This is a genomic window from Streptomyces sp. NPDC037301 (assembly GCF_055602785.1).
The window spans coordinates 1-21067 of record NZ_JBVJWD010000043.1; the positions used below are offsets into that span (position 1 = coordinate 1).

The 21067-nt window shown below is 67.6% G+C and carries 13 protein-coding genes and 1 pseudogene; 3 read left to right on the top strand and 11 right to left on the bottom strand.

The annotated features are described in order from the left end of the window. The 4 genes from ACZ7IB_RS38565 to ACZ7IB_RS38580 all read right to left on the bottom strand — a co-directional run. A partial coding sequence (locus ACZ7IB_RS38565) for an IS4 family transposase (RefSeq protein WP_470919163.1) occupies positions 1 to 887 on the bottom strand: 887 nt, incomplete at its 3' end. A 295-nt stretch (positions 888 to 1182) separates the two neighbouring features. Beyond that, complete coding sequence (locus ACZ7IB_RS38570; RefSeq protein ID WP_470919164.1) at positions 1183 to 2022, bottom strand: hypothetical protein; 840 nt, start codon at positions 2020 to 2022, stop codon at positions 1183 to 1185. Beyond that, a complete protein-coding gene (locus ACZ7IB_RS38575) occupies positions 2019 to 6530 on the bottom strand; it encodes an AAA domain-containing protein (protein ID WP_470919166.1) in 4512 nt (1503 codons plus the stop codon). The genes ACZ7IB_RS38570 and ACZ7IB_RS38575 overlap by 4 nt, the downstream gene beginning before the upstream one ends. Before the next feature lie 665 nt (positions 6531 to 7195). Beyond that, positions 7196 to 9157 (bottom strand): recombinase family protein, encoded by a 1962-nt coding sequence (locus tag ACZ7IB_RS38580; RefSeq protein WP_470919168.1) that lies wholly within the window; start codon positions 9155 to 9157, stop codon positions 7196 to 7198. Here ACZ7IB_RS38580 and ACZ7IB_RS38585 point away from each other — a divergent pair. Continuing rightward, positions 9150 to 9386: a hypothetical protein gene (locus ACZ7IB_RS38585; protein WP_470919170.1), complete on the top strand. Its 237-nt coding sequence runs from the start codon at positions 9150 to 9152 to the stop codon at positions 9384 to 9386. The two genes, ACZ7IB_RS38580 and ACZ7IB_RS38585, sit on opposite strands and share 8 nt — an antisense overlap. A 298-nt stretch (positions 9387 to 9684) precedes the next feature. Here the strand turns inward: ACZ7IB_RS38585 and ACZ7IB_RS38590 are convergent, their stop codons facing one another. The 4 genes from ACZ7IB_RS38590 to ACZ7IB_RS38605 all read right to left on the bottom strand — a co-directional run bounded on the left by ACZ7IB_RS38590 (position 9685) and on the right by ACZ7IB_RS38605 (position 15623). Further along, the gene (locus tag ACZ7IB_RS38590) at positions 9685 to 10929 is read right to left on the bottom strand and encodes an MFS transporter (protein ID WP_470919171.1); all 1245 of its coding nucleotides are present in this window, start codon (positions 10927 to 10929) and stop codon (positions 9685 to 9687) included. A 78-nt stretch (positions 10930 to 11007) separates the two neighbouring features. Further along, positions 11008 to 13431 (bottom strand): HelD family protein, encoded by a 2424-nt coding sequence (locus tag ACZ7IB_RS38595; protein WP_470919172.1) that lies wholly within the window; start codon positions 13429 to 13431, stop codon positions 11008 to 11010. 731 nt (positions 13432 to 14162) lie between these two features. Continuing rightward, the gene (locus tag ACZ7IB_RS38600) at positions 14163 to 14621 is read right to left on the bottom strand and encodes a hypothetical protein (RefSeq protein ID WP_470919174.1); all 459 of its coding nucleotides are present in this window, start codon (positions 14619 to 14621) and stop codon (positions 14163 to 14165) included. Between the two features lie 90 nt (positions 14622 to 14711). After that, a complete protein-coding gene (locus ACZ7IB_RS38605) occupies positions 14712 to 15623 on the bottom strand; it encodes a hypothetical protein (RefSeq protein ID WP_470919175.1) in 912 nt (303 codons plus the stop codon). Between the two features lie 145 nt (positions 15624 to 15768). Between ACZ7IB_RS38605 and ACZ7IB_RS38610 the strand changes: the two genes are divergently transcribed. Beyond that, positions 15769 to 15924, top strand: a complete 156-nt coding sequence (locus tag ACZ7IB_RS38610; protein WP_389604114.1) for a hypothetical protein — start codon at positions 15769 to 15771, stop codon at positions 15922 to 15924. A 160-nt stretch (positions 15925 to 16084) separates the two neighbouring features. Then, a complete protein-coding gene (locus tag ACZ7IB_RS38615; RefSeq protein ID WP_470919177.1) occupies positions 16085 to 17605 on the top strand; it encodes a gamma-glutamyltransferase in 1521 nt (506 codons plus the stop codon). Positions 17606 to 17711: 106 nt separating this feature from the next. Here ACZ7IB_RS38615 and ACZ7IB_RS38620 read toward each other — a convergent pair whose 3' ends face one another. The 3 genes and pseudogenes from ACZ7IB_RS38620 to ACZ7IB_RS38630 form a co-directional block, all read right to left on the bottom strand. Then, positions 17712 to 18713: a TIGR03842 family LLM class F420-dependent oxidoreductase gene (locus tag ACZ7IB_RS38620; protein WP_470919178.1), complete on the bottom strand. Its 1002-nt coding sequence runs from the start codon at positions 18711 to 18713 to the stop codon at positions 17712 to 17714. A gap of 27 nt (positions 18714 to 18740) precedes the next feature. Next, complete coding sequence (hydA, locus tag ACZ7IB_RS38625) at positions 18741 to 20129, bottom strand: dihydropyrimidinase (RefSeq protein ID WP_470919179.1); 1389 nt, start codon at positions 20127 to 20129, stop codon at positions 18741 to 18743. 217 nt (positions 20130 to 20346) lie between these two features. Beyond that, positions 20347 to 20820: pseudogene (locus ACZ7IB_RS38630) on the bottom strand (amidohydrolase family protein); the annotation flags it as partial. Between the last annotated feature and the right edge of the window lie 247 nt (positions 20821 to 21067).

A 21067-nucleotide genomic window follows, 5' to 3' on the forward strand; every position in this document is an offset into this window, starting at 1 on the left:
TCGTCCAGCGTGGTCTCGATCTCCCAGCGTTCGGCGTAGAGCGCGGCAAGTTCCGCCGCCGGCGCGGTGTCCGGGTCGAGGAGGGTGGTGACCAGTCGGTAGACGGTGCCGTCCTTCCCGCGTGGGCCAAGGGTGTACTCGATGACGCGGACCCGGGCCGGGTCGGCCCGCCGGTTCTTGTCACGGGCGGCGACGATCTCCGACAGGTAGGAACCATCGGGCAGCGACGTCACCACAGGCAGCACCGCGTTGCTTTTGACCCGCCAGAGCAGGTCGGCGCCGGTTGCCGTGGCGGCCCGCCACAGGTCGAATCCGAGGAACCCGCGGTCGGCCATCAGCAGCATTCCCCGGGTCAACGACGAGAACAGGCGCCCGGCCAGCACGGTCTCGTGCACCGCCAGCGGACCGACCTCGGCAGCAAAGACCGCATGAGTGCCGCACTCGACCAGAGCCGCAACCCTGGCCTGCGGATACGCACTCCTGCCCTGACCCCGGCCGGTCCCCGGACGCCCGAAATACCCGGCATTCGCCACCGTGTCCGGCAGATCGAACGTCGTCCCGTCCACAGCCACCAACCGCAGCCCCCGAAACCAGGCGCCCCGCGACCCCGCGATGGCCACCGGCCGGCACACCCGGGCGAACAACGCCTTCAGCACCTCCGGCCCCAGCCGCAGCCGCGCCCGCCCGATCGCTCCGCTCGTAGGCACCCGCCACCCCTTTGCCCAGCGGCCCTGGCGCTCCAGACCCTGCGTGAGAAGACGCCCGACCTCCTCATACCCCTGCCCCGAGAACAGGCACATCGCCAGCACGAAATACACCACCACCCGTGCCGGAAGCAGCCGCTGACGCTGCTCAACACGCCCGCACTCCGCCACCACCTCGTCCACCAGATCAGGCGTAAACGCACGCGTTAACACTCCGAGAGCGATGCGATCCGAAAACCGCTCGCCCCCGACCGACTTCACCTGTCCCGGCCTTGGCACACCCAACACAACGAGCCGACACCCTCAAAGTCACCGGTATTGCATCTAGGCCCTGACACCCCACCTCCGTGCCCGCCGGTACTCGCCAGCGGGCACGGAGCTTGGGTGCTCGCCCGCAGGTAGATTCCATGCGAGATGCCAACGGCCTCCGACCAGCGGCCCACCCGTACTAGGCCAGCTGCCAGCCCGGCAGGCGAAACTAGTGGGGATGGCTGGCCGCGAGGTCGTTGAGAGCCCCGTTGACGACCCACCAGGAGACGTTGAGGGTGTCGCGATCAGGTTTGTGTTCCTCCCGGAACTCGCGGTGGGGGTGGACGAAGTTGCGGTAGTCGCGCAACGTGTGGCTGTAGCTCTTGGTGTCCGGGTCGATCCATCGCGCTTGTGTGCAGATGTCGATCAGCTCAGCAAGGTTGATGCGTTTGAGGTCCCGTCGGCTCAGCAGTGAAGCATCGCGTTCCTGAATGACCGTGAGGAGAACGCCTTCGAGCAGGGAGCCAAGCATGATGACGGCGGCGATGTGGGCTCCGTTGGCGAAGCAGGTGCGGGCCTCGTCGAGGCGGTGTTGCAGGAGTTGCGCCATACGCTCATCGGCGATGATTTCGGCCATGGTGGCCTTCAGCTCGACGGGGGCCTGCTCTCCGGGGTGTCCGAGTGAGGGGTCGCAGGCCACCAGGCGGGGGCGTCCTCCGGGGTTCTCGAGACGGAGACCTTCGTGGACGAGAAAGACGTTGACCGCTTGGAGGACCTTGGCCAGCTGGTGGGGTTCCTCGTAGTACTCACGGGCATCGGCGAGGCGCAGCAGGACCTGCTCGATGGCCGCGCCGTCGGCGCGGCGTTCGGTGAGGCGGTCCAGGGTCCATTCGCTGCGGGACTCACCGTCGAAGTCGAGGATGTTGAGCCAGCCGGCATTCTCGAAGAAGCGGGTCAGGTCGCGGATGCCGCGGTAGTAGAGGTGGTCGTCGCCGCAGATGATGCGTGCCAGCTCCTTGATGGTGTTGGTGTCCAGGGTGCGAATGCCGTTCTCCGGTGCATAGGTCATGCGCTCTGCTCCAGTTCCTCTGGGTCGTCGTTCCCGCCGTAGCCGGAGAAGTCGCTCAGGTCGGTGGGGTTGCTGATCTGGACGTCCCGCGACGAGGTGCTGCCGGAAACGGCAGCCGGCTCGCCGTTGTCGGCGTCATACGGTTCGTCGCTGTCGGGTGCCAAGTCCTCCTCGCCGTGATCCGGGCCGGTCAGGTCGAGGGGGCTCCACTCGGGCGATTCCTTGTGCGCTGCCGTTGGGAGCATGTATTCGGCAGGATGGATGTCCAGGCGGTTCAGTTCGGACCACAGCCCGGCGAGCGCCTCGTCCGGGTCGAAGCGGAACTCGCTCTCGGGGATGCGGTAGAACTCCCAGCCCACCCTGCGTAGTTCTCGGTCGCGCTGATGGTCGCGTTCGATCTGTTCGCGGGTGGTGTCGTGGAAGTAGGCGCCGTCGCACTCCACGGCAAGGCGTCCGCGGGCGCCGACGACAACGAGGTCGATCTTCTTGGTGCCGGCCGGATACTGCGGCAGGACGTGATACCCGCGGTCCTTGAGTCGCAGATAGACCTCTTGCTCGAACATCGACTGGAACGGCGCCTGCATGACATCGGGTGATACGAAGCCGATGTCATGCATGGCGGAGAGGGCAGCAGGCGGGTTGTGCATGTAGGTGATCAGGTTCAGGCGCATGTCGTTGGGCTTGAGGCGGTCCACCGGAACTGAATGGAACAGCCACATCTGGTCCTGGGCGCGGCTGGCGGCCACGTTGTACGCCTGCTGTTCGCTACGGGCACCGCCTGCGATCTTCGGTGGGTCGGTTACCACCATGGACAGCAGGATGACGTGGCGCTCATCGCCCTGGAATGAAGCGGCGTTGCCTACCTGGATGCGATGGCGTTGGCGGACAGCGGGGGCGATGCGCTGCTCGATCAAGGCCTGGATGTATTTGGTCTGGCCGTGGCCTTGCAGGACGATCACACCGATCGTCTTGTCACGGTAGGCCGCATCCTCGGTCATGCGCTCGAGGGTGTCGACGATGGCTGCGGCTTCCCTCGGGTTGTGGATGCGAACCTCGCGGCCGGCCGTTGCCGCGTCCTCGACGTAGGTGACACGCAGAGGATCCAACCGTTCACCCCCGTACTGGCGTAGCGGCAGCAAGGATTCGTCGTAGAAGTTGGCCGACGACCAGTTGATGATCTCCGGGACGCAGCGGAAGTGTTCATCCAGGCGGATGACTTCGGGGAAGAACGAGCTGAGCAGGCCGTAGAGGTTGGTGTGCGGCATGTACAGCTCGCGGACGCCGGATGGCATGTCGTGGAGGTAGGCGGCGAGTTTGTCGCGGATGGCCTGGTGGCGGCCGAAGCCCGTGGATGGTGGTGAGCACTGCTTGTCGTCGCCGACGACAATGACGCGCGGCGCGAGCCACAACAAGAAGAGGGCATCCATGCTGGCCTGACTTGCTTCGTCGACGATGACGACGTCGAAGCTGTTGTGTCCGGTCTGCACCATTTCGGCGACGTCCGCAATGGGCATGACCCAAGCAGGTACGGCACCCTGGGCTACCCGCATGCGTTCCTTGGCGGCAGCGCGCAGCCGGTCGGCGCTGCGGCCCGTACCGCGGCCGAGGCTGGACATGTGGGTTTGGTACATCTGCAGGGCCGACCGCTGTTCGGGGGTCATGTTCCTCAGGCAGTGCAGCCGACCCCAGGTCGCGGCAAGTTCACCGGTGATCTCCTCCAGCAGGGCTTCCTGCTGGCCGAGTTCCGTGTCCAGTCTCTGTTCCAAGCCGGGCGTGCGGCGAACGGCGACGAACTGCGCGGCTCTGGCCCATGCCCAGGCACGCTCGATCTGGGCTAGTTGTTCGTCCCACTGCGGATCATGCGCTGCTTCCAGCAGGCGGGCGGCGAGCACGGGGTGAGCGGTGCGAATCTGGTCGAGCAGGTGTCGGCAGCGGCTCCTACGCGCATCGCGTTGGTGTGCGGCGTACAGGGCGTCGACGGCTTCGATGTAGGCGGCGGAGTCCTGTTCGCGGAGCGCGGCCGACAGGGCGCGTGCCTCTGGGGCTGGCTGTTGTCCATCCTCGGTAGCGCTCAAGTACTGGTCCCAGGAGGTGAGCTGGGCAAGCGCTTCGTCAGCAGCACGCCTGTGGGCAAGGGCGCCTGCCGCGTGGGTGAGGACCTGCCAGGCAGTTCGCGTGGTCAGGGCGAGCCTGACGCTCTGACCGACGAGGATCCGATCGATGCTTTCCCTGGCCTGCGCAAAGGTGGAGATGTGCTCCAACTGCTTCTGGCGGTGGTCCAGTTCCGCAAGAAGAACTTCGATGTCTCCTTCGGGCAGGGATGCTTTCACCTGCTTCCAACGCACCGCAACGACGTCCAGGGCGATGTGGGCACGCAGATACGCCAGGACGTGCTTGAGGTCATCAACGGTGCGCGGACTCTGCCCGTCGATGGTGCACAGAGTCAGGAGGTCATGGGCGTTCTTCTGCTCACGTGAGGCGAGCGACATGAACCGCTCCCGCACACGCAGCTGGCCCTTGGTCTGCAGATGCTTGAGGAGGTCCTGCCCGGAAGTAGCCATGCGTCCGGCGTTCTGCACATCGAGGCCGTCGGGCAGGTGCACGCGCCGCACTCCGACCGAGTCGAGTGCGTCGCGCGCCTGGGTGATGTATTCCGCGGTTTCCTCGACTCGCTTCCACAGCAGCGTCTGATGGTGTGCCAGGCGCTCGGTGAGCGCCTGGCACACCCACCAGCCTTCCTCCCAGCAGGACGGGTCCGCGGGGAGACCGAGGTAGTGCAGTGCAGTCGCCGCGCTATCCAGATGTCCTGTGATGTCATCGGTCAGCGAGGGGTCCAAGCCGGCGAGGATGTCGCGCAACCGCAGGGTCTGTTCGTCCAGGCCGTGCGATGTCAGGCGGCTCGCGGCGAAGGTCGCGTCAACCAGGTCAGAGGCCGGCAGCTCCTCGACAGAGGGCAGGACACCTCCAGTACGGGGCTCGCCCGCGCCCTCTCGCAGCAGCACTAGCAGTTCCTGGGCCTGCTGAGCCGACAGCGGCGACTCTTCGGGCACATTGTCGGCCAGGGCACCGATCCAGCTCAGTGACGGCTGGTGGTCCTGGACTCGCTGCACGATCTCGGCCAGTGTGCCGGCGTAGCCGGGTGCCACCCCTTGGTGGCGGTACTCCTGCTCTCGTACCGACAACAGCTGGTCGGTGAGGGTGCCGATGCGGCCCTGGATGTCCAGGCGCCGTCTGGTCAAGCGGTTGATCTCCACCTGCAGGGTCTCGGCATCGGTGCTGGCCACCTGCTTAGTTAGCGCTGTCACGGTCCGTTCCAGTTCGCTGGTGCCGTTGTTGCTGCGGGTGGAACTCAGCAGCAGCACACACAGGTCCCTGACGGGCTTGGGGAGTTTGTCGCGCAGTACGGCGAGCGGCTGGTCACGGGCGCTGGTGACCAGGACCCGCTGGCCCTCTGCGAGCAGCGCCGACACCAGGTTGGCGATCGTGTGCGTCTTACCCGTGCCCGGCGGGCCCTGCACGACCACACCGGTGTCCTTCTGCAGCCGGCGCAGCACCCTGCGCTGCTGCTCATTCGTCTTGCCTGGAAAGAGCGGATCACCCTGAAAGAGCGGAGCCTGCCCCAGGCCATGGCCATCCCAGGCCGCGCGTTCCTCGGTGCTGAGCCCGTCCAAGACCATCTGGGCCAGGCCGAGGGGCGCGTACTCCTCCGCTGCGATGGTCTCCGCGATCTTCCCGTACAGGCGCAGCAGGGCGTTCAGATTCCGAGGCCGCATCACCAATGCGGGTGCGTACGTCACCCGCGACACGGGCTCGGGCGACCCTGGTGGCTGCCATCGGGCGCTGAAGGCGATTCGGTGCTGATAGGCGCGGTCTTGCCACTTGGAGAGCAACTCGAGCGCGTCCGGGTCCAGTGGGTGTACAGCGCTGGCGGCGATGTCATCGCCCAGGACCGCGGACTGCTCCCGGATCCAGCCGTCCCCGGAGTCCAGGAAGTCCTGGTCCTCCAGGCGCATCGCCCCCTCCGCCGACAGCCGCACCGTCACCTCGGCAGTTCCGCGGTGCACTGACGTCTCCACGCGCTGGACAAGCAGATGCCGGTGTACCGCGTCCTGCCCCGGCTTTTCCCACGTCAACAAGCCCACCGCCAAGACCAGCTCGACCCGGTCATCCTCCAGCGCGAGCCTCTGATGCCAGGCATAGACCAGGTCATACAGAGCGCGCAGTGGCTGCTCACGACGCTCCTTCTGCGCCCAGGCCCGCCAGCGGTCCAGCCACGGCCCGTACACGCGCAGCGCCTCAACTGCCTCACCCCGGGCGATGACGGCCGGCTCGTCCGCCCTGAGCGTTCCAGCCAGTACTGGCATCCGGCTATGTGCCGGCCCTTCCTCTGCCATCGGCGGATCGTCTGCGTCGGGGTCCAGGCACGCCAGCGGGTCGATCCAGCCTTCCAGGAGTTCCGGGACATCCGGCGGCGGCTCCTGTGGAACGTGCTTGAGCTGCAGGAGCACGCCGTCCTCACGAACACCAGGCTTACGGATTTGGGACGGCAGATCTGAGAGCCACAGCCGCTCCCTCCCACGGCCACGGTCATCGCGCTGGCGCTGATGGCTGCTACGCACCATCTCCTGCAGAAAGTTCACCAGGCCTGTGGTCCTGGTCAGGACATCCGGATCTGCGGCATGACGGCGTAAGGCGTTCATCGTTTCCCCCTCCATGTGGTGACGAACGTTCCAGGATGAGGTAGCAACCTGCTTACGCACCCGCGCTTAACGCAGGATGACTGGATTTCGATAGCAGACCGTGGTCATTTGATGGCTGAAAGTGACACACGATCAGTCCTATGCGCGTGCAGCCGGCATCCAGAAGCGCACGTACAGCGGTTCTGCCACGCGCAAGACGGGTCCCGGCACACGAGAAAGGGCGGCTCGATATGGTCTCGGTCAGCCTCTCCCAAGACCAGCACTGTGACGTGAACTCACCTGTCCATGACGCTGAAGGCCGAAGGGGAACGATGCCAGTCTGGACAGGCATACGTGCGGCAGCCTGGTGGACGCGGTAGGCCAGCCGGCACTCATCGGTTTCCGGGGAAGCCCACGCCGACGAAACCGCTCAGCAAGCTAGCCCCGGCAACCGTGAGCCTGGGCACGACGAAGCAGCAGGCACCAGCCGATGGTCACGAAGAGTTCGAATGCTCCCAGTGCGTCATCAGGTTCGTATCGAACGTGCAGGTGATGTCAATGTCCGGCAGTACGTACAGCGGCGGTACCACAGTGCCCTCGTAGTCCCCCAGCGCGTCCACTGCATGCTGCCAGCACCCGTCCCTCAGGTAGCTCAAGGCGCGCTGATACACGCCCTGCACACGCTGCCCCTGCAGCACACGCACCGGGAGGGCATCCCACCGGATACCGTGGCGCACCTTGTACAGCGCTGCTTCGAAGGCCACTCGCGGTGGCACCACGCGTGACCGCTTCCGCGGCACAGGGAAGCACGAGGCCAACGCGGCCCACTGGTCATCGGTCAACGGCCGAGGCACTGCACGTTGACGCTCGTTGAACCAGGCCTCAAACAGGCAACCCGCTGCCCGTACCGCGCCAGGCACCTTCGTGACAGTACGCACCTCGACGCCCAGGAGATCGAGCAGTTCCAGTCGCTGCTCAACGTCGAGCAGCTCCAGGCGGCGCTTCACGTCCACACCACCCTCCAGTACGCGTCTCGCCCGGATCTCCTGCCGCTGCGCCGCCGCCACACGGCCCGCTACGGCCTCGCGCAACTGACCCAGCCGTCGGTCCCTGTCGGCGAAGTCGTCCCCGACCTCAGCAAGAGCCGCCTGCAGTTCCTGGACGAAGCTGGAGTCCTCGCCCCCTCCCGCCGTAACGGCCCCCGCGAGGGCAACGAGCTTCTTCTTCCTCACGTGGCGGCAGCGTTCGATGCGCGCATCAAGGTCCGCCAGGCGTTCACCAAGCGACCTCTCCTGACCAGGAACGACACCAAGCAAGTCTTCAGCCACTACCCGGAGCTGTACGCGGTCGACGAGAAGCTTGGCGACCTCACGCCACACCGCGTCCTCCAGCGGGCCGGCCACAATCTCCCCACAGCTGCAGGGCGGGTCGGACCGACGCCCCGTACACCGATAGGCGGTACGACCCCGGTCTTCCCTGTGCGCCCCAACGTAGTGATGCCCGCACAAGGAGGCGACCCGGCCCGACAACAGGTACGTCTTCTGCTCTTCCCTCGCGTAAGACCGGCGCGCAAGCGCGGCCCGTACCTGGCGGACACGGCCCGCAGGAAGCGGTATCGGCACAGTAATCCGGACAGCCTCCTCCGGTACCGGCGTCCCATCGCCCTCTTCACGATCGTGGCCGGCCCCGCGATGCCGTGCGAACCGAAAGGCGACGTAGCCATCCAGGGCCGTCTGCTGGAAGACCCTGGCCAGGTTCTCCCCTGTCCACGGCAAGCCCCGTGCCGTCACATACCCCAGCGCGTTGAGGTTCTCCGCCGCCTCTGCGGCGGAGAACCGCTCATCGGCGATCAGCCAGGCTCCGACATCGAGTAGCTCCACTCCCTGGGCCCGCAGGGTCGGCGCCTCACAGTCCCCCCTCCCTGGCAGCATCAGCCAGAATGGTGCGACGCCCCCGGGCCAGCCTCCCGCCGCCAGCTTCATCTCCCGGCCCTTCAGGGTCCGTTCCAGGAGCAGGGCGTGCTCCAGCTCTGCCACGTAGGCGAGCAGGCTCAGCTGAATGCCGAACATGGGATGCTCGCTGTCGATGCGGCCGTCCGCAGTCGCCACACGGACCCGTCGCCCCCAGCGGGTCTCGATGTCCGTGGTGTCGTAGACCCAGCGATGGATCTCCCTCATCGTGCGGCCGATGCGGTCCAGCTTTCCGAACACGACAACGTCGTAAAGGCATCGCACGAGGTCCGCGTCCAACTCCGTCAGGTCCGGCCGGCGGGCCAATTTCCCCGAGACGGCGCCATCGGTATACACATCATAGGAATACCGACCCTTCCCCACTGCAAAATCAAGCCAGGCAAGGCATTCACTCAGCTGGATATCGATGCCATAGCCGCAGAGTTGCCCGACCGTCGAAACCCGAAGATAGACGGCTACACGGATGAGGGTGGATTCGATGTTCACCAATCCCGTTCACGCACCCAGCCCCCGGCAACACGTCTTGGGAGCTCGCCGTCTGGTTGCGGCGCTGCTGTACTGCGGCGAGCAGTGCCCGGGCATCGGGATGGCTGGTGAACGCCGGATCACCGGCGAGTGCCTGCTCCAGGTGGTGGAGCAGTCCCTCGCGGCGAAGAAAGGGGGCCTCCACGGCCGGGGAAATGAGCAGGGCGAGACCGTGCCCCTCAGACGCTGAGCTGGTCATGCTGGTGTGGACCGAACGACTGGCCTGGTAAACCTGCAAAAGGTCGTTGAGGGCGGTGGCTGGGGAGTACCAGCTTGGCTGGTCCAGGTGCAACGCCGCAGTACGCAGGCCGTCCACCAGTCTCGACCAGGCGCTCTGACTCAGCCCGCGGGCACTGAGCCAACTCAGCTCGTGCATGCGGCCGCGCCAGGCACTGAGCTGAGCCACGGCCTCTTCCAGGCGCGCCGCGCCCGCCTCCACTTCGGATCGCGAGGGCGCCGCCGCTTTGCCGACCGGGGGGTGGGGCCGCCTATGCCTCCGATGCGGGGCTCAGGAGGCGGCGCAGCTGTACCACCCAGACAACGACCGCAGCCAGGGCGATGGAGACCACAGCCGTGGCCATGCCGGCCCGGATGCCGACGGACACGGTGATGCTGCTGGCGACCAGGGCGCCGAGCGGGACTCCCAGGCCCGAGGAGAGCATGCGGCGGGTGGTGTTGACCCGGCCCTGCAGCTCGGAGGGCGTGACCTCCTGGGAGTAGGTCATCGTATTCACCAGCACGACCAGGTAGGCCGTTCCCCACACCGCCAGCGCCACCAGCGAGATCCGCCAGTCGGTGGTGAGCACGACAACGAGTCCGAGGAGCGCGCCGACCGGCAGCACCCCGAGGAGCAGCGGGAAGGCGTCGAAGCGCCGCCGCAACCGGGGAAGCAGCAGGGACCCGCCGATGCCGCCAGCGCTCCACGCCATGTAGAGCAGACCGATGCGACCGTCGGAGCCTTGGATACCGAGGACGCGGTCGGCGAAGACGACGAGCTGACCGACGATGGCGCCGCCGGAGAAAGACTGGAGCATGCCGACCACGGTCATGGTCCGCAGCGTCGGATGGCCGGCCAGGAAGCGAAGGCCCTCGGTCACCGATTCCCGGAAGCTCGGTCGTTTGCCTCCCGAACCGGCGGGGCGGGAGGCGACGTTGGTGACCGCCCTGATGAACAGGGCGGAGCAGGCGAAGCTCAGGGCATCGAGGGCGAGCGTTCCCACGGGGTTCATCAGCGCGATGAGGGCGCCTGCGACAGCATTGCCGGCGATGCGGACGACGGTCTCCGCGCCGTAGATCGCGCTGTTGGCCTGGGTGAGATTGTCTTTGCCGACGATGTCGGGGACGAATCCGTACACGCCGGCGTCGAAGAAGAGCGAGAGGCTGGAGGAGAGGAACGCGACCACGACGACGTGGGTGACCGTCAGGATGTCCAGGGCCCAGGCGGCCGGTATGGAGGCGAGGCTCAAGGCGCTCAGGCAGTCGGTCACGATCATCAGGGTGCGCCGGTCCATGCGGTCCGCGACCGCACCGGCGATCAGGCCGAAGGCAAGGTAGGGCAGTGTTCCGGAAGCCGCGACCAGGGAGACCAGGAGGGGGGAGCGACTTTCCTGGAAGACCAGGACGGGCAGCGCGACGGTGGTGATGGCGGATCCGAGGCCGGACACGGTACGGGAGAGCCAGAAGTTCCGGAATCCGGTGATCCGCCGGAGGGGCGGGGCTTGAGTGGTCGACATGGTGCTATCTGTTGGTCTTTCTGCTCGGGACATGGGAGAGCGTGCGGGAACAGCCGCCCTAGAGACGGGGAACGTAGGTCAGGAAGGGTCCTGTGCCAGGTGGGACAGGACCTCCGGAAGCGGGTCGGGTGAAAACACTTGGAGGAACCGGCTGGCTCTGGTGAGCGCCACGTAGAGGTCGCTGAGGCCCCGGGCGGAGCCGTCCAGCATGCCCTGGGGGTCGGCCACGATCACCGAGTCGAACTCCAGCCCCTTGGCCTGGCGGACGTTGAGCACGACGACGTCCCTCTCCAGGTCGACGTCCGCGCCCCAAGAGACGTCGGGAATCCGCGCGGCGACGGCGGCGGCCAGCCGTTCCAGGTCGGCGGTGGGGACGACGACCGCGGTGCGGCCCCCCGCCGCGCGGTAGGCCGCACCGGCCGCGGCCTCGGCCAGCCCGGCGGGGAACTCCTCCAGCGTGGTGCCTTCGCAGCGCGGCAGTTCGGCGCCGTGGCGTACTGCCCGCGCCGGCAGCAGTTCGGGCGAGATGGCCTTCAGCACCTGGCGGGACGCCTCCATGATCTCGCCGGGGGTGCGGTAGTTGACGGTGAGCTGCGACAGTCGCCAGCGCGTGCCGAAGAACGGTTCCAGGGCCTCTCGCCAGGACGTCGCGCCGGCCGCGTCGCTCGACTGCGCCGCGTCGCCGACGACGGTAAAGGAGCGGGTGGGGCAGCGGCGGACCAGCAGGCGCCAGGTCATCGGGGAGAGGTCCTGCGCCTCGTCGACAATGACATGGCCGAAGACCCAGGTCCGGTCAGCCGCCGCGCGCTCCGCGACCGTGCTCAGGTCCGTCTGCATGTGCCACCCGGCAAGCTGTTCGGCGGTGACCAGATCGGTGGCATGCAGCTGCTCGTCCGAGGTGCCGTCCGCGTCCCGGGAGCCGCGCGTGATGTCCAGGACGCCTTGGGCGTAATCCCGTTGGGCGGCTCGGCGGACCGCCTGCCGCTCGGTCTCGGCACGGTCGTCGTACCCCAGCAGTTCGGCGGCTTCGTCGAGGAGCGGTACGTCGGACGGGGTCCAGGGCGCGCCCCGTTCCCGCACCAACAGGGCCCGGTCCTCCTCCTCGAGCTGGGGTGCGGCCTCGGCGAGGCGTGCGGGGTCGGCGTACAGGTCGTCCAGCAGCTGCTCCGGGGAGAGGAGCGGCCACAGGGAGTCCAGCAGTCGTCGGGCGGCCGGGTCCTGGGGCAGCGCGTGCAGCCAGTTGGCCTTGCGCTCGGCGAACTCGGCGGGCAGCCGCGCCCTGAAGTCGTAGACCTCGGCGTCCTGTCCGAACACGCTGGCCAGGTCTTCCTGCACGGCGCGGTCGAGGGCCTCGACGTCCATCTCGCCGGCCAGGACCTCCTCGAAGCCGACCTCGATGTCGCCGATGACGCGGGCCAACCGGTCGGCCAGCTCCCCGAAGAGGATGTCGCGGAACTCCGGCCGGGCCAGGTTGTGCTGCCGACCGTCCTCGGTGGCCCGGGCAGCCGCGTCGGCCAGGAAGTCCCGTGACAGCCGGATGTGCTCGCCGCCGATCAGCGCGTCGACCGGCGCGGTGACGGCGGCCTGCCGCGCCCGTACGGCACGGTCGAGGACGTCCGCCATGACCAGACGCCCCTTGATCCCGGCGGAGGCCGCCGGCTCCTCGGCCGACGCCGAGAGACCGGGATACAGCCCGCCGACGGAGGACAGCAGCACGCTGGTCTCGCCGAGGCCGGGCAGCACCTGGCTGATGTACTCCAGGAAGACCGAGTTCGGGCCCACCACCAGGACGCCGCTGCGCTGCAGCCGCTCGTGGCTGTAGAGCAGGTAGGCGGCGCGGTGCAGGGCGACGACCGTCTTGCCGGTGCCGGGACTGCCCTGGACCACCATGACGCCCGCGTGTGGCGAGCGAATGATCTCGTCCTGCTCGGCCTGGAGGGTGGCGACCGCGTCGTGCATCCGGCCGGTCTTGCCGTGCTGGAGGGCGGCCAGCAGGACGGCTTCTCCGGAGAGCTGGACGTCGTCGGGCACGGCCGAAGTGTCGTCGAACAGTTCGTCGTCCACCCGCAGCACGCGGCGGTCCCGCGTGTGCAGGTGTCGGCGCAGGCGCACGCCTTGCGGGGCCGCGGCCGTGGCGGTGTAGAAGGGACGGGCGGCGGGGGCGCGCCAGTCGATGAGCAGGGGGTCGTCGTCGGGACCGGCGCCCGGCACGCCGATGCGGCCGACGTAGAGCCGGTCGTCGTCGGTCCGGTCCAGTCGACCGAAGCACAGTCCGTTCTCGGCGGTCTCCAACATGAGGAGTTTGCGGGCGAGCCGCTCGGCCGCAGCTCCGCGCTCCACCTGCCCCTGCGCGGTCCCGGAGGACTCGCTCAGCACGGTGCGCAGTTCACTGCCGATCTCCTCGCGCAGGACGCCCAACCGGTCGTGGAGCAGGTCTAGGCAGGCCTGTTCGCGGGCGAGTTCGGTCGGCCGAGGCGGTTTTTCCAGCGAGGAAGAGGTCATAGCGGACTCCATGGCGAAGGGCCGGCGGGTGACGTTGGCCCGTCGGTGGGGCATGCCGTGGCAGGGCTGCGGCGGATGATGGGCAGGACGGCCCCGGATGGGCCGGGTGCCGGACGTGGAACAAGGAAATGGTCGACACCCGCCCGGCCGGTAGCCAGGGGTGTCGACCGGAAAAGACCGCGCTCCCGTGCGGGAGATGGCGGGTGATGCTCGGACCCGAGGGTGCCGGACCATGATGTCCGCTGCGTAAATCGCCCCGGAAGAAGATCCTGAGAGCCAGAACCGGAGGGATCATAGCAGGGGTGCGAGGAACTCGTCGAGGTCGACGTGGCGGACCCGCTCGACGCCGGGGGCCTTCGCCGAGAAGTCGAGCCGCGGCGGCCGCTATTCGTCGTGGAAGTAGACCGACTTCGAGCAGGCCGTCCGCGGTCTCGGCGAGGGTCGGGTTCGCGATGAGGAAGTCCCGTACGGCCGGGGTGTCCTGGCGCATCTGGAGCCAGAGGCGCTTGTCGCCGAAGTGGTTCGGCGGCATGTTCACCCGGGTGCCGAACCGGCGCTTCCACTGGAACGTCCCCTTGCTCAGGAAGGGTTCGGTGCCTGGAAGTCGAGACGCCGCACGCCGTTTTCGGCGGCCCAGCCGATGAGCAGTGGTAGATCACCTTGAACGCGCCGCTCTCGTAATGCCGTTCGGCCCCACCCTCAACGCCCAACAGGTGCAGCGTGAGCACCTTCTAAGCGGCTTGGGTGAAGTTGGTTGCGGGTTGGGTAGGCGTCCTGCGGGAGGGGTGCCATGCCGAAGATCCTCCGAAGATCTCGGCGGCCATGCGGAGCAGCGGCTCGCACTCCGCTCCGTCGATGGGACAGGCTTCCACGGGGATCGTCTCGCCGTCCTTCTCCGCCGCCACGAGTGCGGGCTCGTGCTGTTTGACAGTCCACCGCAAGTAGTCGAGAAAGCTGAGCGCGTGGACTGGGTCGTTCAGCACGACGAAGGTGGCCCTCTCCGGGGTACCTGCGTCGAAGTTAGGGCCTTCCGGCCCCGCGAGGATGAGCGTCGAGAAGTCCGGGCCGACGCCCTGCCACCACGATGCCGGCCATTCGCCGTCCAGGTTGGCTTGCACCGCGTGCGCGATCTTCCCCTCTGCGACGATGCACTTGACGACGAAGTCGTGCACTTCCTGCAGCGAAGCCACCGCTGCCTCCTTCTGATCTTGGGGTACTGAAGCCACCAGTGCGACAGTGAAGAACAAACCGGAACCGTTCGTGCGAGCGGCCGGTGTGGTTCAGCGGATACGAGCCCTGGCTCTCGCCTGGGCGCGCGCGAAGGTCGGCCTTGCGAGATCGAGGGTGTTCCCGAGAACCGTGACGAACCCGTTCACCTGCTGCCGGGCAGCCTGCTCCTGGTCCGTGGGCAGCTCAAAGATGTCCGCCATGGCGCCGGCCTGCGAGGCCCAGTCGGTGCGAACACCCTGGTACTCCTGCCAGTTCATCCGGTGCTCCTCGCGAGCGCGACGGAGGAGGTGCTCCGGCGCTCCCTCGAAGGCCAGGATTGCGGCGACCTGCAACTGGAGTTCCCACATCGCCACGGCCTGGTCCGTGGTGATGGGCGCGGCCGCAGGACCGAAGCCGCGAGCGATCTCGGGGAGTCCCCGCGACCGCCACGGACTGGCGACGGTACTGAGAGCGTCCGCGATGTTGTCGAAGTCCGGCCTGCGGCTCTCCTCCCCAGCGCGGATCCACTGCTCCGCGATCCGACGCTGACCGCTGGTCGCCGCCGGATCCGCGAACTGAGCGACGACCTTGTTCGCGATGCTCCTACGGCGCGGTCCGGAGCCGATGCCGACGCTATGCGCCCAGGTTCGAAGTGCCCTACGGGCTTGGACGTCCGGGACGACGGTGTCGTTCATGCACCAGGCGTACAAGACCACGGGGATCATGGTCCGGTGCGGTACCCGGGCGAGTGGTGACCTGAGCTTGGCCGCGTTCAGCTCGTAGAACAGCCGACGCTGCTCCGGCGGATAGAGCCGGCGGTCGCTGCCCCGCTGCGTTGTCTTACGGAAGAGCGGAGGCGCAAGGAGACCCACCTCGACGTAGTCGGTGACCGTCCGCGGACTCACCTTGATTCCCAGGGAGCGGGCATCCTCCACCAGGTCGTCAGCCGTCCCGGCCGACCACTCCCCCGGCTGGTCTGTCATGGGCTGGAACTTACACCGGGATTGAGCCGTTCGAGCGGGATTTCTCAGGCTTCGCTGCCCCAGAGTAGGGAGCAACGAAACGCCCTCGCGCCGCTCCCTCTCGCAAAGTCGGCGGCACGAGGGCCTGGAACCCCATGGAGGGCCCATGTACCACCGTACGCGCTATCCCATCCGCCGCCGACCCATCCGGGACCGCCGTCCGGCATGGCGGAAGGGCATCCTCACGCACCTCCTCCGTGTCGCCGGGGGCGCCGCTGTGACCACGACCGTCACTGTGGCGGTCAACCACCTGATCCGCTGAACCGACGACTCCCCGGGGCGACCCAGAAATCGTCAAACAGCCGGCGGCGGGGGCCAAAACGTTCACATTCGGACGCCGGTGCCCCCACCCCGGGCCTCGGGGTTGATGCAGGGTGGCTCAAGTCGGGGTGCTGCTACTCGCCACTGCGAGAGTGGTGGCCGTGATCCCCGCCAACACGCCCGACAGCCCGCCCCTGCTCTACACCGACAGTGTCGACATACCCGTTCTCTTTCGGGACGGCCCGGACGACCGCCCGTTCAAGCAGTGGCGCACCTGGAAGGCCGCTCCGTGGTCGACACCGGGCACCTTCCCCACCCACGACGGCTGGTACCTACCCACGACCACGTGGCGGGAGATCCTCAAGGCCGCCACCGAAGTAGGGCGGGACATCAGCCCGAACTTGCTGCGGGTTCCGCAGCTGGCCAGCAGTGAGCTCGTCGCCCGGGTCGCCCCGCTGTACGCGTATCTCGGCACGCACGACTTCGAGCCGAAGCACCCCGTCCCGGGAAGCAAGGGACGGCGCCTCACCGTGAACGCGGTCTACGAGCACGGCACCGAGCGCTCGGCGAAGAACGCCCTCGGATACCGGTTGGGCATGACCATGGCAGAGTGGGCGACGCGATCCCTGATGGGGCTGGGCCAGACCCTGCACATCGAGGACGGCGGCCCCGTCCACGCCCTGCGGGACCAGTTCCGCAGCCCCGTCGCGAAGCTCCCGGACCTGTGGGGCCTGCACGAAGCCGAAAACCTGTACTGGCTGATCGAGGCCAAGGGCGGCAACGTCCGTGTCAAACGACTCCGGGAGGGCTGGGAACAGCTCGAAGGGGGCACCACGGTGCTCCACGCCTACGCCCACAGACGGATCCTCGTCGGCGCCTCCGTCCAGCCCAAGGGCGACCTCTTCCTCACCATCGACCACGACCACCACCCCGGCATGGGGCCCCACAAGCACGCCGGCATCTCGCCCGGATCAGGCCCGTCAGGCTCTCCGGAGGACCATCTCGGAGACAGCGACGACGCCCTGATGGGCGCCGCCCGCGCGCAGATGCTCGTGTACCTGGCGCTCAGCGGCGCGCACCCCTCCCGGTTGAAAACCATCGCCCTGCCCGCCAACCGCACCACACGCCGCCGCGGCTCCGGTGGGGTGACGACCCCACTGGAGAACGACCTGGAGATGCGCGCCCTGCGCGCCGCCGTCCGTGCCGAGACCGCCGAAGACGACGAGACCAGACGCCGTAACCACGCCCTCGCCCTCGGCCTGGATGACTTCCTCACATACCGCGTTCCGGGCACCGAACTACGCCTCGGAATGTCCCGGCAGCTCTTTGCCGCCTGTGCCCAGCTCCACCGCGAAGACCAGCGAATCGCCGAACGCACTCCCGGTATGCGCGCCGAAGACCAGGCACAAGCCCACGAACCCGCCAGTGAAGAGGCCGAGGAGCAGCGCCGACACACCCAGCGGCGTATCTTCCGCGAGCAGCAGGAAGAGGAGCGTACGAGGATCGAACCGCGCGTTCGCGACGCCTTCGAAGACGGCCGGTCCCGGCCGTGGCGCGAACTCCTACACAGCTACGGTGATCCTCGCCTCGACCTCGGCGACGATCCGGAACTCCTGGAATCCGCGACCTCCGAGACGTATCTCGCCCTCCGTGAGACCGACCTCCCCCACCACCAGCGCTGATCCACAGAACCCGGTGGGCCCCACACCAGTAGCCGCCCCCGTCCTGGGATTAAACCCGAGCACGGGAGGCGGCTATGTACGCTGCACGCGGGAGCAGGCACGAAGGTCAGTCGCGCAGCACCGGGATGATGTGCTGGCCGTACGCGTCGATGGTCGCCTCCCGGGCGTCGTGCATGTTGTAGACGGCGAACTGGTCGACGCCGAGGTCCCTCAGGTGCTGGAGTTTCTCGATGTGGGCCTCGGCGGGGCCCAGGAGGCAGAACCGGTCGACGATCTCGTCGGGGACGAAGTCGGCGGACGGGTTCCCGGCGCGGCCGTGGTGGCTGTAGTCGTAGCCCTGGCGGGACTTGACGTACTCGGTGAGCTCTTCGGGGACCATCGAGGAGTGCTCGCCGTAGCGGGAGACCAGGTCGGCGACGTGGTTGCCGACCATACCGCCGAACCAGCGGCACTGGTCGCGGGCGTGCTCCAAGTCCTCACCGACGTAAGCGGGGGCCGCCACGCAGATGGTGATGGCATCCGGGTCCCGGCCGACAGCGGCGGCAGCCTCGCGGACCGACTTGACCATCCACTCGGTGAGGTAGAGATCGGCGAGCTGGAGGATGAACCCGTCGGCCTTCTGCCCGGCCAGGGCCAGCGCTTTGGGTCCGTACGCGGCCATCCAGACGGGCAGCTTCCCGTCCTTGATCCACGGGATCCGCAGCGCCTTGCCGTCGACCTCGGCCTCACGGCCCTCGGCGAGGTCGCGGATGACCTCGATGGCCTCTCCCAGCCTGGCCAGGGTATTGGGCCGGCGCCCGGCGACCCGCATCGCGGAGTCGCCGCGGCCGATCCCGCAGACGGTGCGGTTGCCGTACATGTCGTTGAGGGTGGCGAAGGTGGAGGCGGTCACCTCCCAGGTGCGGGTGCCCGGATTGGTGACCATAGGGCCCACGGTCAGCTTCTGGGTGTTGGCCAGGATCTGGCTGTAGATGACGAAGGGCTCCTGCCACAGCACGGCGGAGTCGAAGGTCCAGCCGTAGCGGAAGCCGTTGCGCTCGGCACGGCGCATCAGGCTGACAACCTGCGAGGCGGGCGGGTCGGTTTGCAGGACGAGGCCGAAGTCCATGGCTGGCTGCTCCTTACGGGCTTGCGCTTACAGGTACTGGCAGGTGGAGCGGTGCACGAAGGCGCCGTGCCCGGCCCGGCCGGTGTACTCGCGGCGGTCGATGACGAGTTCGCCGCGTGAGAGGACCGTGTCGACGCGTCCGGTGATCCTCCTGCCCTCGTACGCCGAGTAGTCCACGTTCATGTGGTGCGTCTCGGCGGAGATGACCTGCTCGGCGTGCGGATCGTAGATGACGATGTCGGCGTCGGAACCCGGCGCGATGGTGCCCTTCTTCGGGTAGAGGCCGAACATCCGGGCCGGGGAGGCGCAGGCGATCTCGATCCAGCGGCGGCGGGTGAGGTGACCGTCCAGGACGGCCTGGTGGAGGAGGTCCATACGGTTCTCCACCCCCGGCAGCCCGTTCGGGATCTTGGAGAAGTCCCCGCGGCCGAGCTCCTTCTGGCCGCGGAAGCAGAACGGGCAGTGGTCGGTGGAGACCACCTGGAGGTCGTTGGTCCGCAGCCCCCGCCAGAGCGCCGCCTGGTGTTCGCGGGGGCGCAGCGGGGTGGAGCAGACGTACTTCGCTCCCTGGAAGTCGGGCTCCTCCAGGTTGTCGGTGGAGAGGAAGAGGTACTGCGGGCAGGTCTCGCCGAAGACGGGCAGGCCCTTGTCCCGGGCGGCGGCCAGCTCGGCCACGGCTTCCTCGGCGGAGACGTGGACCACGTAGAGCGGGGAGCCGGCCACCCGGGCGAGCTGGATGGCACGGTGGGTGGCCTCGGCCTCCAGGAGGACCTTGCGGACCTCGCCGTGGTGGCGGGGGTCGGTCTCCCCGCGCGCCAGGGCCTGTTCGATGAGGACGTCGATCGCGATGCCGTTCTCAGCGTGCATCATGATCAGCCCGCCGTTGCCGGAGGCCCGCTGCATGGCACGCAGGATCTGCCCGTCATCCGAATAGAAGACCCCCGGATACGCCATAAACAATTTGAACGAACTAACGCCTTCTTCGACGAGTCCGTCCATTTCCTTGAGTGTGTGTTCATTGACGTCCGACACGATCATGTGGAATGCGTAATCGATCGCGCATTTTCCATCGGCCTTGGCATACCAGGCGTCCAATCCCGCCCGGAGCGAATGCCCTTGTGACTGCACCGCGAAATCAATGATCGTCGTCGTCCCACCCCAGGCTGCGGCTCGCGTCCCGGTCTCGAACGTGTCCGACGCGAAGGTGCCACCGAACGGCAGCTCCATGTGCGTGTGCGCGTCGACCCCACCCGGGATCACATACTTCTGGGAGGCATCAATCACGCGATCGGCAGTCCAGTCCTGGCTACCCGTGGTCGCCATCGCCACGACACGGCCGTTCTCGATCAGAACATCCGCGTGCAACTCTTCGGCAGCAGTAATCAAAAGGCCACCGGTAATGAGAGTTCGAGTCATGTCTGAGAAATCCCTTCCCCTCGCAATGCGGGACTCGGAGGGCCGCCGACCGGAACGCCGTAAGGAAGGCGGTGTACCGGTCGGCGGCAGAAGCCAGTGCGACGCCAGCAACCCACGCCGCTATGCCTTGCGTCGTTCACCCCGCGACACGGGTGCACGCGGCGTCCGCACCCACTAGGTCTCCGAGTCGCCGTGAAGATCTCTGGTCACGCGAGCCAATGAAACCCTTGAAGGAGGTGACGCCCTCCGACACCAGCAGGTCCATCTCCTTGAGCGAGGACTCGTTCACATCGGAAAGGATCATGTGGAAGGCGTAGTCGACGGCACAGTTGCCGTCGGCCTTCGCGTACCAGGCGTCGAGCCCTTCGCGGACCGCGCGGCCCACGGACTGGATGGCGAAGTCGACGATCGTGGTCGTGCCGCCCCAGGCGGCCGCGCGGGTGCCGGTCTCGAAAGTGTCGGCGGCGTAGGTGCCGCCGAACGGCATCTCCATGTGCGTATGCGCGTCGACACCGCCGGGGATGACGTATTTGCCGGTGGCGTCGATCCTCCGGTCGGCGCTCCAGCTCTCGGCCGCGTCGGTGTCGTGCGCCGCGAGGGCGGCGATGCGGCCGCCCTCGATGAGTACGTCGGCATGGATTTCGTCGGACGCGGTGATGACGAGACCACCGTGGATGACGGTGCGGCTCATGTACCCCTCCTCACTGTGGCGGAATGGGTCTACGCACGTAGACAAGGTGCGTGGTGAAGAACGTAGAAGTGGGTTACCCACTGTGGCAATACCGCTGCGGCTAACCGCTGAAGACGTTTCTGTTTCACCCGCCTGGCACTCCACCGGCCCACAGCACGACGCGGGGGGGGGGGGGGGGGGGGGGGGGGGGGGGGGGGGGGGGGGGGGGGGGGGGGGGGGGGGGGGGGGGGGGGGGAGGGGGAGAGGG

Excerpts from the sequence above, each read along its gene's own strand:
- ACZ7IB_RS38605 (WP_470919175.1), bottom strand. The coding sequence starts at position 15,623 with ATGACAGACCAGCCGGGGGAGTGGTCGGCCGGGACGGCTGACGACCTG.
- ACZ7IB_RS38620 (WP_470919178.1), bottom strand. The coding sequence starts at position 18,713 with ATGGACTTCGGCCTCGTCCTGCAAACCGACCCGCCCGCCTCGCAGGTT.
- ACZ7IB_RS38590 (WP_470919171.1), bottom strand. The coding sequence starts at position 10,929 with ATGTCGACCACTCAAGCCCCGCCCCTCCGGCGGATCACCGGATTCCGG.
- ACZ7IB_RS38570 (WP_470919164.1), bottom strand. The coding sequence starts at position 2,022 with ATGACCTATGCACCGGAGAACGGCATTCGCACCCTGGACACCAACACC.
- ACZ7IB_RS38610 (WP_389604114.1), top strand. The coding sequence starts at position 15,769 with ATGTACCACCGTACGCGCTATCCCATCCGCCGCCGACCCATCCGGGAC.
- hydA (WP_470919179.1), bottom strand. The coding sequence starts at position 20,129 with ATGACTCGAACTCTCATTACCGGTGGCCTTTTGATTACTGCTGCCGAA.
- ACZ7IB_RS38595 (WP_470919172.1), bottom strand. The coding sequence starts at position 13,431 with ATGACCTCTTCCTCGCTGGAAAAACCGCCTCGGCCGACCGAACTCGCC.
- ACZ7IB_RS38585 (WP_470919170.1), top strand. The coding sequence starts at position 9,150 with ATGTTCACCAATCCCGTTCACGCACCCAGCCCCCGGCAACACGTCTTG.